The sequence below is a fragment of the Kitasatospora sp. NPDC059722 genome (assembly GCF_042733235.1).
Lineage (GTDB): Bacteria > Actinomycetota > Actinomycetes > Streptomycetales > Streptomycetaceae > Kitasatospora.
On record NZ_JBHWGD010000076.1, the window covers coordinates 1 to 12,486 of the forward strand.

Here is a 12,486-nt window from a genome sequence, read left to right on the forward strand (position 1 = left end):
GGGCCCCCCCCCCCCGCGCCCGCGGGCGCGGGCGGGGGCGCGTCCGGTCCGTTTGGGGGGACCGCGCCGCGCCCGGGGGGGGGGCGGCGCCCCCCCCGTCGGGCCGCTCACCAGCACCCTAGGAAGCACAGGGCCCCGGCGGTCCCCGACACCTGTCAGGGGCACGGCCATGATTGACTGTCCGTCACCACACGGTTTTTCGAACGGGGGCGGACCATGGCCGACGACCAGCGCGTCTACATCGTGACCGGCGGCGGGAGCGGCATCGGCGCCGCCACCACCCGGCTGCTGCGCGCCGCCGGCCACCACGTCGTCGTCTCCGGGCGCCGGCCCGAACCGCTGCGCCGCGTCGCCGAGGAGACCGGCGCCCTCGCCCACCCCGCCGACGCCGGCGACCCGGACGCCGCCGACGCCCTGGTGGCCGCCGCCCTGGCCGCCCACGGCCGCCTCGACGGACTCGTGCTCAACGCCGGCACCGGCGTGGGCGGCGCCGTCGGCGACCTCACCCCGGAGAGCTGGGAGGCCGTGATGCGCACCAACGTCACCGGCCCCTTCCTGCTCCAGCGCGCCGCCCTGCCGCACCTGCTGGAGGCCCGCGGCGCCGTCGTCGCGGTCGCCTCCGTCTCCGCCCTGCGCAACGGCCGCGGCGACGCCGCCTACGCCACCTCCAAGGCCGCGCTGCTCCAGCTGTGCCGCTCCCTGGCCGTCGACTACGGCGGCCGCGGCCTGCGCGCCAACATCGTCTGCCCCAGCTGGATCCGCACCGACATGGCCGACCGCCGCATGACCCGCTTCGCCGCCGAGAGCGGCCTCGCCACCCTCGACGAGGCCTACGACGCCGCCACCCGGCTCCTGCCGGCCGCCCGCCCCGGCGACCCGGCCGAGGTCGCCGAGGCCGTCGCCTGGCTGCTGTCGCCCGCCGCGTCCTTCGTCAACGGCGCCGTCCTGACCGTCGACGGCGGCGTCACCGCCGTCGACCCCGGGACCCTCGCCTTCGACTTCCACATCGAACCCCGCGCGCCGCGCTCCTGACCGGTCGTCGGGCCGGGCGGTCACGGCGCCGGGGCCGCGACCGGCGCCGTGACGTCGCCGTTCAGGATCATGCGGTGGACGCGGCGGAGGTCCTGGCCGGGGTGGACGGCGAGGTCGTCGCGCAGGCGGCGGCGGGTGCGGTCGAAGACGGCGAGGGCGTCGGCCTGGCGGCCGCCCAGGTAGAGGGCGTGCATCAGCATCGCGGCGACCGGCTCGTTGAGGGGCTGGGCCTCGGCGAGGGCGGACAGTTCGGCGACGGCCTCGCGGTGGCGGCCCAGCCGCAGCTGCCAGCCGAGTTTGCGCTGGGCCAGGGCGGTGCGGTGCTCGGTGAGCCGCAGGCGTTCTTGTTCGGCGAGCGGGCCGGGCTGGCCGGCCAGGGGCTCGCCGCGGAACAGGTCCAGGGCCAGGGCGCACAGGCGGACGGCCTCGGGCAGGTCGCCCGCGCGTTCGGCGGTGCCGGCCGCGGCCCGGAGGTCCTCCATGCGGGCGACGTCCACGGCCACCGTGCCGGGCACCAGCCGGTAGCCGTCGCGGTCGCTGGCGATCACCGCGTGCGGTCCCCCGCCCGTGCGCAGGGCCTTGCGCAGGCGGTAGACGTAGACGGGCACGACCTTGGTGCCGGGCGGCTCCTCGCCCCAGACGCCGTCGACGAGTTCACGCTGGCTGACGGCACGGCCCGGGCGCAGCGCGAGCGCGGTCAGGACGGCCTGCTGGCGCAGGTGCCCGAGGTCGAGGGGGCGGCCGTCGTGCCAGGCCCGCAGCGGTCCGAGCAGCGAGATCCGCAGCGGCGGTCCGGGGGTGCGGCGGGTGCCGTCCGCGGGCGTGGGCCCGGTGGTGCGGCGGCGCGGGCCGTGGCCGGGGGAGACCAGGCCGGAGTCGAAGGCGTGGACGACGGCGGCGGTGCGGTCGGGCAGTCCGAGCCGGGCGAGGAGGCGGGCGAGGAGCCCGGCCACGGCGCGCGGCGGGATGGCGAGGGCGGCGGCGATCTCGTCGTCCTTCAGGCCGCAGCCGACGGCGTAGAGCAGGTCGCGTTCGCGCGGCCCGAGCGCGGCGTCGGCCGGGCGGGCGGTGATCGTGGTGGTGCTGGGTGGCGGCGTGGTGATCGGCATCGTGGCCCCCGGACACTGGATGGCTCTCTGCGGTGGACGCCGTCGATGCTGGTCCGGCCGCCGGGCCGGGGACAGGCCAAGCCACCGGCCATATCCGGCCGGTGACGGGTGGCCGGTCCCCCGTCCCCGTCACCGGCCGCGCCCGCCGCGCCCGCCGCCCGCCGCGCCCCGCTCACGGGGCGCCGAACACCACCACCGAGTTCTGGCCGCCGAAGCCGAAGTTCTGCTTCACGGCGACGTTGATCGGGGCGGACCGGCCGGTGAGCGGCGTGTAGTCGAGGTCGCAGTCGGGGTCTGGGTGCTCCAGGTTCGCCGTCGGCGGCACGTACTTGTCGCGGATGGCGAGCAGCACGCCGACGCTCTCCAGGACCCCGCACGCGCCGCAGGCGTGCCCGATGACGGACTTGGGCGCGGTGATCGCCAGGTTCCGGGCGTGCGGACCGAAGGCGCGCTTGAGGGCGGCGGTCTCGGCCCGGTCGTTGAGCGGGGTCGACGTGCCGTGCGCGCTGACGAGGTCCACGGCGTCGGCCCCGACCCCGGCGTCGGCCAGGGCGAGGGTGATCGCCCGGGCCGCGATCGCGCCGTCCGGCCGGGGGGCCAGGGCGTGGTGGGCGTCGCAGGTGGTGGCGGCGCCGAGGACCTCCCCGTGAACGGTGGCGCCGCGGCGCAGCGCCGAGCGCTCCGACTCCAGGACGAGGACCGCGGCGCCTTCGGCGGGCACCATGCCGTCCCGGTCGCGGTCGAAGGGGCGGGACGCGGCGGCGGCCTCGGCCGCGGGCCGCCGGGAGAGGGCGTCCAGGAGGGAGAAGGAAGCCAGGCACGGCAGGTCGAGCCAGCTCTCCACGCCGCCGACCAGGACGACGTCGGCGGTGCCGTCGCGCACCGCGCGCAGGCCGGCGCCGATCGCGTCGGTGGAGGACGCGCAGGCGGTGGAGATGGTGAGCACCGGGCCGGTGATGTCCAGTTCCTGGGCGACGAGCCCGGCGGCCTGGTTGGGCAGCAGGCGCAGCAGGCCGAGCCGGTCCATGCGCGACCAGCCCTCCCTGCGCAGGACCGTCACCTGCCGGGCGGCCTCGTCGAGCCCGCCGCCGCCGGTGCCGACGTACAGGGCGCCCGGTGGCGTGTGCAGGCGCGCGTCCGCCCGGGCTTTGACGGCGGCGGCGAACAGCAGTTGCTGGAAGCGGGAGGTGCGACGCACCTGCGGGGCGCTCAGGTAGTCCCGGGGGTCGAAGCCGGTGACGACGCCGCCGACCCGGCAGGGCAGCGGTTGTTCGAGGTCCAGCGCCGAGACCGCGGACTTCCCGGCGGCCAGGGCGGCCCACAGCTCCTCGGGGGTGGGGCCCGCGCACGACTCGACGCCGATCCCGGTGACCAGGACGCGGTGGCGCACCGCCCGGGGCGTCACAGCGTCTCCGGCAGCGCGCCGCCCGCCGCGCCGCTTACCGCGCCGGCCCGGGCACCGCCCGCCGCGCCGCCCAGCGCGTCGACCACGTCGCCGACGGTCTGCAGGTCGCCGATCCGGATACCGGTGTCCGCGAGCTCGACACCGAATTCCCGCTCCAGGACGACGAGCAGTTCCAGAGCTTCCATGGAATCGAGGCCGAGCACCGGACGGCCGGGTTCACCGGCGTAGAACAAGGCCGATTCCCGGGTGATGGAACCCGGGTTTTCGCCCAGGTCCGGGCGGATCTCGGAAATCGCCCGGACGACCACGGGCAGCACCTCGGTCATGATGAATTCCCTTCGTGATTCCGCTGGGTTCGTGGGGTGTTTTCAGGGACGGGGTGTTTCAGGGATGGATCGCGGAGAAATACACGCAGCGCCGCGTGATCGTGAAAGGCGTGCGCTCGTACTGCTGCTCCAGCGCCTCGGCGAGCAGGCCGGCGGCGGTGTCCCGCTCGATCCCGGGCAGTGCGGCGGCGGCGAACATCGGGGTCGAGCACAGGGCGGTGAGGAACTCCCGGCCGAGGGTGAACTCGCGTTCGGTGCGCTCCACGCCGGTGAAGCCGGCCGCGGCGAGGGCGGCCTGGTAGTCCCCGGCGGTGCGCCGCAGCCCCGGCGGGCGGCCGGTGACGGCGGCGGTGCGGGCCGGTGTCAGGCCGCGGGCCCGGGCGGCGCGGCGGGCCGCGCCGACCAGCTCGGCGTACAGCGGAAGGTCGGCGGCGCTCTCCGCGCCCGCGTAGAAGGCCGAGTTGAACACGAGGCGCCCGCCGGCGGCCAGCACCCGCCCGATCGCGGTGAGCGCCTCGCCGAGGTCCGGGACGAGGTGGATGCAGTTGGCGAGCACGGCGGTGTCGAAGCCGCCGGCCGGGAACAGCCCGGCGACGGCGGCCGCGTCGCCCTCGACGAAGCGGGCCCGGTGGCCCAGGCGGGTGCGTGCCGCGTCGAGCAGGGCCGGGTCGGGGTCGACACCGGTCAGGGCGACGGCCGGGTCGCGCAGCAGCAGTTGCTCGCTCACCGCGCCGTCCCCGCAGCCGACGTCCAGGACGGCCTGCCCGGCGCCGACCGGGACGAGGTCGAGCAGCGCGCGGTTCAGCCCGGCGTACGCCGGGTCGCGGCGCAGGGCGGCGTAGTCCGTGGAAGGCCCGCTGTCCGTTCGTGTGCTCATCAATTGACTCCCCGTGAATTCGGCGTCCCTCGCGACGTGCTTCCCGCGTTCTTTCCGGAATTGTTTCCGGCACGTTTCCGGTGCGCTCCCGGCGTGCCGTGAAGCCCGGTGAACGGCGCCGACGCTAGCAATGGCCGCGGCCGTCGACAAGCGATTCCCGGCCGCCCGGCCGTCCCCGGGCCGCCCGGCCAGCGGAAATGTTTTCGTTTCATCCCCGCTTCATCGCCGCCGGATAGCTTCGGCGGCCCGCACGGAAAAGATCCCCGCATCCTGGCCCCGGAAGTCCGGGGGCTCTGCATTCGAGGCGCCGTCAGCACCGCGGGCGTCACAAGGAGAGCGTCAGTGGAATTCACAGAACTGGGCGACCGCACGACGCCCGCCGGCCGGCTGGTGTTCTGGACGCCGGCCGCCCCCGCCTCGGCCTGGGCCGACGACCCGCGGGCGCCCGCGCTCGTCCACGAGCACCACGTCCGCGCGGCCGCCGCCCGCGGCGCGCGGCAGGTGGACCCGGCGTGGATCGGCGTGTCCTTCCGCGTCGGCCCCACCGGCCGCGAGCGCCTGGCCCGCGCCCTCGCCGCCTGGCTGCGCGCCCACGAGCACCTGCGCAGCCACCTGCTGCCCACCCCCGGCGGCTGCGCGCGCCGCACGCTGCCCGCGGGCGCGGTCGGGCTGCGCCGCGAGGAGATCGGGGTGTTCGCCGACGGTGCGTCGGTGCGCCGGCAGATCGAGGCGTTCTTCGACCGCGTCGGCCCGCTGGCCTGGCCGCAGGTGCTCTTCGCGACGGTCGAGGACGTGACGGCCGAGGACGTGACAGCCGGGGACGTGACGGCCCCGGGCGGGGTGACGGTGTTCGCGGGCGCCGACCACGGCGTCGCGGACGGCTTGACGCTCGCCATGGTCCCCGGTCAGATCCGCGACCTGCTGGCCGGCGGCGCCGGGCACCCGGCGGGCCCGACCTTCCTCGACTTCGGCGCCGCGGAGCCGGCCCTGGCCGAGCGGCTGCCTATGCGTCCCGAACACGTCGACCGCTGGCGGGCGTTGCTGCGCGGCGACGCCGGAGCGGCCCCCGCCTTCCCGCTGCCGCTGGGCGCCGGCGACGCCCCGCACGCGCAGCGCAGCACCGGGCGCTGGCTGCTCGACGCGCCGACGGCCGCCCGCTTCGCCGCCGCCTGCCGCGCGGGCGGCGGCACCACGTCCGCGGGGCTGCTGTCCTGCCTCGCGCTCGCCGCGGCGAGGGTCGCGGGCACCCGGCAGCTGTCCGCGGTGGCGCTGGCCAACACCCGCCCCGACCCGTGGCGGGCGGCGCCGGGCTGGTTCGTGGGCCTGCAGCCGGTCCGCATCCCCACCGCCCCGGGGGCGACCTTCGCGGACACGCTCGGGCACGCCGCCGCCGAACTGCGCCGCCACCGCCCGGGCCCGGGCAGCTCGCTCGCGCACGTGCGCCGGATGCTGGGCCGGGACGTCCGCCTCCGGTTCGTCGTCTCGTACCTCGACGTGCGCCGGGTCGACGGCACCCCGCCCGAGCAGGAGGACCGGATGCTGCGCAGCCGCGTCCACAGCCCCGGAGAGGTGCACGTATGGCTGACCAGGAGCGAGCGGGGCGTGCACCTGACGACGCGCTTTCCCGACACGGCCGTGGCGCGCACGAACGTCGCCCGCTTCGAGCGGGCCGTCGCACGGATCGCCGCCCGGACGGCCCTCGCCTCCCGCACCGCGACCGCCCCCGCCCCCGTCCCCGTGCTCGTCCCCGCTCCCGCCCACTGCCCGGAGGAGATGCTGCCGTGCGGATGACCCAGATCCTCGACTGGCGGCCCGCGCCCGGGGAGGTGGTCGAGTTCCTCCCGGCCGCCGACCGCGCCCCCGAGCCGCACGACGTACCGCCCTCCGGCTTCCAGCGCGCCCACCTCGGGATGGCCGCCGCCCGCCGCGCCACCGGGCAGCGGCAGTCGCCCTGGGTGGCCCTGGCCTTCGACCTGCCCGGCCGGGCCGACCCCGAGGCGCTCGCCGGCGCCTGGCAGGAACTCGTGCGCCGGCACGAGGCCTACCGCGCCTGGTACGAGCCGCGCGGCGACGGCCTGGCGGGCTTCCGCCTGCCGCCGCAGGCCCTCACCGTGCGCCCGGTGCGCGTCGGCGCCTTCGCCACTGCCGCGGACCTGCGCGACCACCTGCACCGCCGGATCGACGAGCACACCGCGCCCGGCCGCCCCGGCCCGGGCCTGCTCGCCGGCGTCGTCCTGCGGGGGACCAGGTCCACCGTCTACGCCGCGATCGACCACGCCTACACCGACGGCCACTCCATGGCCCTGCTCTTCGACGAGCTGCGCACCCACTACGCCGCCCGCGCCACCGCGGCCACCACCGGACCCACCCCGGCGTCCGCGGCCACCGCCGGACCCACCCCGGCTGCCACGCCGGCCGGCCCGGACGAGGCCGTCGGCTACCTGGAGTACAACCGCCGCGAGCACGAACGCTCCCTCGCCCTGACCCCCGACGCCCCCGAACTCGCCCTCTGGTCCGCCTTCCTGGCCGCCGGCGACGACGGATCCGCCACCGCCTCCGGCGGCTTCCGGGCCCTGTCCGGCTTCCCCGTCGACCTGGGCACCGACGGCCACGCGCTCGTGCCCGGCGTCCGCCTGCACTACCCGGTGCTCACCGGCGCCCAGGCCGAGGCGTTCCGGGCCTTCTGCGCCCGCCACGGCGGCGGGTTCGCCGCCGGCGCCTTCGCCGCGCTCGCGCTCGCGCAGCGGGAGTTCACCGGCAACGACGTCTACCGCGTGCTGACGGCCGTGTCGACCAGGGCCTACCCGCGGCTGCTGCCCGTGCACGGCTGGCTGGTGAACTTCGGCCCGCTGCTCTTCCGGCTGCCCGCCGCGCCGGACCTCGCCGCGGCGATCCCCGCCGCCCAGCAGGGCTTCCAGCGCGCCCGCGCCGCCGGCGACGTGCCGCTGCACCGGGCGCTGGACCTGCTCCCCGGTACGGCGCTGCCCGTCATCCCGCCGATGGTCTCCTACCTGGACGGCCGCGCCGCGCCCGGCTCCCGCGACTTCCTGCGCACCGACGCCACACTGCTGACCGGCCCGGACGGCGCGGCGGGCGTCTCGATGTGGTTCAACTGGTTCCGCGACCGGGCCGACCTCGTGGTCACCGTGCCGGACACCCCGCAGGCCGTCCAGGGCGTGCCGAAGTACCTCGACCGCGTCCGGGAGATCATCCTCACCGCCGCCACCCGCCCGGCCCCCTGACACGCCCGGCGGGTCGGCCCGGGCATCCCGTGCCGGCCCGCCCCACTTCGTCACGCACGGTGGCGACGGAAGCTCCCTCCTGGGGCGACCGTCGCCACCGCGACCACGGACCGTCATTCCCCTCACCGTTTCGAGTGATTCCGGGCCTGCGCTGTATCCACGGGTGATTAAGATCCACTTTCCGTGACCGAAAGTCAGAACACCCGCACGGCCCGGGAGAAGGCCGACGTCGTCGTCCTCGGCGCCGGACCCGCCGGGCTCACCCTCGCCAACCTCCTCCACGCCCGCGGCATCGACTGCGTCGTCCTGGAACGCGCCGACCGCGCCCACGTCGAGACCCGCGCCCGCGCCGGCTTCCTCGCCGCCAACACCGTGCGCACCCTCGACCGCCACGGCCTCGCCGACGGCCTGCACCGGCGCGGACAGCCCCACGGCACCTGCGAGTTCCGCACCGACGGCGGCAGCTTCCGCCTCGACTACGCCGGCCTCGGCCGCCGCGAGGCCCACACCGTCTACCCCCAGCAGGACCTGGTCACCGACCTGCTCGCGCACTACCTGGCCGCCGGCGGACGCATCCGCTTCACCACCGAGGCCCTCACCGTCCACGACGCCCACGGCCCCCGCCCCACCGTCGCCGCCCGCGACACCGGCGCCGGCACCGACGGTGAGACCGTCCACTGGCAGGCCCGCTACGTCGCCGGCTGCGACGGCCGCCACGGCGCCGCCCGCCGCTCACTGCCCCCCGGCACCCCCCGCCACCACCGCGACCACGGCATCTCCTGGCTCGGCCTGCTCGCCCAGGCCCCGCCCAGCCTCGACGCCGTCGGCTACGCCGTCCACCACCGTGGCTTCGCCGGCCACATGGCCCGCACCCCCGACGTCACCCGCTACTACCTCCAGTGCGAACGCGGCACCGACCCCCACGCCTGGTCCGACGAACGCATCTGGGACGAACTCGACACCCGCATGCGCAGCGCCGACCACCACCCCCTGCACCGCGGCCCGATCATCCAGCGCACCGTCATCGACCTCGAATCCGACGTCATCCAACCGCTGCGCCACGGCTCGCTCCTCCTGGCCGGCGACGCCGCCAGCCTGCCCGCCCCCGCCGCCGCCAAGGGCGCCAACCTCGCCGTCCTGGAAACCGAACTCCTCGCCGACGCCCTCACCGACACCCTCGCCCACGGCGACACCGGCGCCCTCGACCGCTACTCGCGGACCAGCCTGACCCACATATGGCGCGCCCAGGAGTTCTCGCACTGGATGATCCAGCTCCTGCACGCCCCGCCCGGACCGGACGGCGAATCGTTCTTCCACGAATCCATGCGGCGCTCACGCCTCGACTCGCTGCGCACCTCCCGGGCCTTCCAGGACTGGTTCGCCGAGAGCTACGTCGGCATCTGAGCCCACCACGGCCGCACCACAGCCGCACCACCCGCACGCCCACGTCCGCACGACCACACCCTCACGACCGCACCCGCACCCGCACGACCACGTCCGCACGACCACACCCTCACGAGCACCGAACCAAGGACGCCCACTCGATGACGACGACGCCCCCGGACGATGCGACCCGCCTGCACGCGACCGCCGACTTCGTCCGCCAGCAGGACACCGCCGACCTCCTCCCGCTCCTGCTGCCCGGCCTCGACGGCCCGGAACTGCGCGCACTGGCCGACCACTGCCACTTCGCCCACGCCGCCCTGCTCCTCCTGCCGCCCGACGAGGCCACGCTGCGCGCCCAGCTCGCCGCCTGCGCCCTGGACCCCGACACCCCGCAGCACCCCAGCGTCGTCGTCCGCGACCGCCTCGCCCACCGCCACGGCCTCGACCCCGCCGCCCTCGACGTGCGCATCCTGCGCCCGCCCGTCACCGGCCCCGGCGAGGAGCCCCGCCTCGTCGAGGTCTTCGCCCTCACCGTGCCGCCCGGCTCCGCCCTCGCCGAACTCGCCGCCCACGAACGCGCCCACGAGCACGAGACCCACCTCGCCTTCGAGGTCACCCGCCCCGACCCGCTCGTCCTGCGCGGCCTGTGCGATCTCCTCGCCCGCCACGGCGCGGCCCCCGACGGCGGCGGCTACAACCCCCACGAGGACGGCACCGTCCTCTACTTCACCGCCCCCGCCGACGCCAAGACCGGCTACCGGCGCATCGAGCTCTACGTCCCCGGCGACCACCGCCCCGCCCTCGCCGCCCACCTCCACGACTCCCGTGCCCACCAGCCCGCCGAAACGCTCCTGCGCCTGATGACCGGTGCGTGGACGACCCAGGCCCTCGCCGTCAGCGCCGAACTGAAACTCCCCGACGCCCTCGACACCACCGCCGTCACCGCCACCGACACCCTCGCCCACCGGATCGGCGCCCACCCGCAGAGCCTCACCACCCTCCTGCGCTACCTCGCCATGCTCGGCGCCGTCACCGAGACCCCCGACGGCTTCCGCCTCACCGAACTCGGCGCCCTGCTGCGCACCGACACCCCGGGCTCGATGCGCCCGCTGGCCCTGATGTACGGCGGGCCGTTCTACGAGTCCTTCGGCCGCCTCGCCCACACGGTGCGCACCGGGCAGACCGCCTTCGACCACCTCTTCGGCGAGAACCACTTCGACCACTTCGCCCGCGACCCCGAACTCGCCGAGCTCTTCGACCGCTCCATGGCGGCCAGTTCGCGCATGTTCGAGCCGGTCCCGGCCCACCCCGCCCTCGCGGCCGCCGCCCAGGCGCCCGCCCCCGCGACCGTCGTCGACGTCGCCGGCGGCAACGGCGAACTCCTCGGCCGCATCCTGGCCGCCCACCCCCGCCTGCACGGCGTCCTGCTGGAACGCCCGCACGCTGTCGAGGCCGCCCGCGCCCTGCTCGACGCGGCCGGCACCGGCGGGCGCTGCACCTACCGGGCGGGCGACTTCGCCGACGTCCCGGCCGGCGGGGACGTCTACGTCCTGTCCCGCGTGCTGCACGACTGGGACGACGAGCGCTGCCGCGAGATCCTGCGCCACTGCGCCCGCGCGATGCCCGCCCACGCCGACCTGCTGATCATCGAACGCGTCCTGCCCGCCGACGGCTCGCCCTCACTGGCGACCGCCTGGGACCTCCACATGATGTGCAACGTCGGCGGCCGCGAACGCCGCGCCGACCACTACGCCCACCTCCTGGCCGACGCCGGCCTCCACCTCGTCGGCCAGAGCCCCCTGCCGCTGGGCGCCACCGTCCTGCACGCCCGCAAGGCCGTGATCCCCGCCCCCGCCCACGGGTCCGCCCCCGACCCGGTCGCCACCACCGGCCGCTGACGACGAACGCCGGCGGGGGGGGGGGGCGCGCGGGGCGCGGGCCGCCCCGGGGGGGGGGGGCGCGGGCGGCCGCCGGGGCCGGCCCGGGGGGGGGGGGGCCGCGGGCGGGGGGCCCCCCCCCCCCGGCCCCCCCCCCCCCGGCGCGGGCGTGACCCGGCGTCAGCGCAGGCCGGCGAACAGGTCGTCCTCGGGCAGCGGCGCGTTCGTGGTGTCCCGCACGCGCACGAAGGTCTCCAGGCCCATCAGGTCGGTGAAGCGCTCCTGGCCCATGCGCAGGAAGAAGATGTTCTCGCCCTGGCTCGCGTGCGCCCGCAGCGCGTCGAACTTCCGCCCGCCGAACTCGGTGGTGTCCACCCAGGTGGTGACGGCCTCGTCGGGCAGGCCGATCTCCGGCATCTGCTCGGCCTCGCTCCCCTCCCCGGAGCGCTCCGGCTGCGGCTCGTCCTCGGCGAACTCCCGCATGGCCTCGCCGAAGCGCCGCATCGTCGAGTGCGGCACGGTGGTCCAGTACACCTTGGGCCTCAGCCCGCTGCGCTCCAGCGCGGCCATGGTGATGCGGTGGGCCTGGATGTGGTCGGGGTGGCCGTAGAAGCCGTTCTCGTCGTAGGTGACGACGACGTCGGGCCGGTAGTGCAGCATCAGGTCGGCCAGGCGGGCGGCGCCTTCGGCGACGGGGGTGCCCCAGAACGAGCCGGGGGCGTCGTTGGCCGCCCAGCCCATCATCCCGGAGTCGCCGTAGTCGAGCGTCTCCAGGTGGCCCACCCCGAGGACCTGACAGCTGGCCTCCAGCTCCTTGCGGCGCAGCGCGGCGACGGCGGCGGGGTCGTGTCCGGGCTCGCCCGGCTTGACGCCGCCGGGGCCGTCGCCGCAGGCGCCGTCGGTGCAGGTGACGAGCACGGTGCGGATGCCCTCGGCGGCGTAGCGGGCGAGGACGCCGCCCGTTCCGGTCGCCTCGTCGTCCGGGTGGGCGTGCACTGCCATCAGGGTCAGCGGCCGGTCAGCCATGGGTCCGTCCTCGGTCGGTCGAGTGATCAGTGCCCAGTCTGCGTCAGGACGGTGCCGGAGGTCACATCACTTCTGCCCGTTCCCGCGCGGTCCGGGGGGGGGGGGGGGGGGGCGGGGGGGGGGCGGGCGCCCCCCCGCCCGGGCGGGGGGGGGGGGCGGGGGCGGCGCGCGCCCCCCCCGCGCGCGCGCGGCCGACTCCACACACC

The 12,486-nt window shown here is 76.6% G+C and carries 10 protein-coding genes; 5 read left to right on the top strand and 5 right to left on the bottom strand.

Annotated features, from left to right (window positions below; all coding sequences use genetic code 11):
* Positions 1 to 216: 216 nt before the first annotated feature.
* Entirely contained in the window at positions 217 to 1,032 is an 816-nt protein-coding gene (locus tag ACFV4F_RS33685) for an SDR family NAD(P)-dependent oxidoreductase (protein WP_380448491.1), read from the top strand.
* 20 nt (positions 1,033 to 1,052) lie between these two features.
* Here ACFV4F_RS33685 and ACFV4F_RS33690 read toward each other — a convergent pair whose 3' ends face one another.
* From ACFV4F_RS33690 to ACFV4F_RS33705, 4 genes are all read right to left on the bottom strand, one after another.
* The gene (locus ACFV4F_RS33690; RefSeq protein WP_380448493.1) at positions 1,053 to 2,141 is read right to left on the bottom strand and encodes a BTAD domain-containing putative transcriptional regulator; all 1,089 of its coding nucleotides are present in this window, start codon (positions 2,139 to 2,141) and stop codon (positions 1,053 to 1,055) included.
* A 172-nt stretch (positions 2,142 to 2,313) separates the two neighbouring features.
* The gene (locus ACFV4F_RS33695) at positions 2,314 to 3,546 is read right to left on the bottom strand and encodes a beta-ketoacyl-[acyl-carrier-protein] synthase family protein (RefSeq protein ID WP_380508326.1); all 1,233 of its coding nucleotides are present in this window, start codon (positions 3,544 to 3,546) and stop codon (positions 2,314 to 2,316) included.
* The gene (locus tag ACFV4F_RS33700) at positions 3,543 to 3,872 is read right to left on the bottom strand and encodes an acyl carrier protein (protein WP_380508328.1); all 330 of its coding nucleotides are present in this window, start codon (positions 3,870 to 3,872) and stop codon (positions 3,543 to 3,545) included. Before ACFV4F_RS33700 ends, ACFV4F_RS33695 begins: the two co-directional genes overlap by 4 nt.
* Positions 3,873 to 3,930: 58 nt before the next feature.
* Positions 3,931 to 4,749, bottom strand: a complete 819-nt coding sequence (locus ACFV4F_RS33705; RefSeq protein WP_380508331.1) for a class I SAM-dependent methyltransferase — start codon at positions 4,747 to 4,749, stop codon at positions 3,931 to 3,933.
* Between the two features lie 342 nt (positions 4,750 to 5,091).
* On the opposite strand from ACFV4F_RS33705, the gene ACFV4F_RS33710 reads away from it, so the two are divergent.
* The 4 genes from ACFV4F_RS33710 to ACFV4F_RS33725 all read left to right on the top strand — a co-directional run bounded on the left by ACFV4F_RS33710 (position 5,092) and on the right by ACFV4F_RS33725 (position 11,275).
* On the top strand, positions 5,092 to 6,540 hold the full coding sequence (locus ACFV4F_RS33710) for a hypothetical protein (protein ID WP_380508334.1): 1,449 nt from the start codon (positions 5,092 to 5,094) through the stop codon (positions 6,538 to 6,540).
* Entirely contained in the window at positions 6,531 to 7,991 is a 1,461-nt protein-coding gene (locus ACFV4F_RS33715; RefSeq protein ID WP_380508337.1) for a hypothetical protein, read from the top strand. Before ACFV4F_RS33710 ends, ACFV4F_RS33715 begins: the two co-directional genes overlap by 10 nt.
* A 183-nt stretch (positions 7,992 to 8,174) precedes the next feature.
* Positions 8,175 to 9,395 (top strand): 4-hydroxybenzoate 3-monooxygenase, encoded by a 1,221-nt coding sequence (locus tag ACFV4F_RS33720; RefSeq protein WP_380508340.1) that lies wholly within the window; start codon positions 8,175 to 8,177, stop codon positions 9,393 to 9,395.
* A gap of 140 nt (positions 9,396 to 9,535) precedes the next feature.
* A complete protein-coding gene (locus tag ACFV4F_RS33725; protein WP_380508343.1) occupies positions 9,536 to 11,275 on the top strand; it encodes a methyltransferase in 1,740 nt (579 codons plus the stop codon).
* A gap of 159 nt (positions 11,276 to 11,434) precedes the next feature.
* On the opposite strand, the gene ACFV4F_RS33730 is transcribed toward ACFV4F_RS33725, so the two are convergent.
* Positions 11,435 to 12,280 carry a PIG-L family deacetylase gene (locus tag ACFV4F_RS33730; RefSeq protein WP_380446386.1) on the bottom strand — a complete coding sequence of 282 codons (846 nt, stop codon included), beginning with the start codon at positions 12,278 to 12,280 and terminating at the stop codon, positions 11,435 to 11,437.
* Positions 12,281 to 12,486: the final 206 nt, after the last annotated feature.

Bases quoted from the DNA above. Each gene is read 5' to 3' on its own strand.
- ACFV4F_RS33685 (WP_380448491.1), top strand. From the start codon at position 217: ATGGCCGACGACCAGCGCGTCTACATCGTGACCGGCGGCGGGAGCGGC.
- ACFV4F_RS33690 (WP_380448493.1), bottom strand. From the start codon at position 2,141: ATGCCGATCACCACGCCGCCACCCAGCACCACCACGATCACCGCCCGC.
- ACFV4F_RS33700 (WP_380508328.1), bottom strand. From the start codon at position 3,872: ATGACCGAGGTGCTGCCCGTGGTCGTCCGGGCGATTTCCGAGATCCGC.
- ACFV4F_RS33705 (WP_380508331.1), bottom strand. From the start codon at position 4,749: ATGAGCACACGAACGGACAGCGGGCCTTCCACGGACTACGCCGCCCTG.
- ACFV4F_RS33725 (WP_380508343.1), top strand. From the start codon at position 9,536: ATGACGACGACGCCCCCGGACGATGCGACCCGCCTGCACGCGACCGCC.
- ACFV4F_RS33730 (WP_380446386.1), bottom strand. From the start codon at position 12,280: ATGGCTGACCGGCCGCTGACCCTGATGGCAGTGCACGCCCACCCGGAC.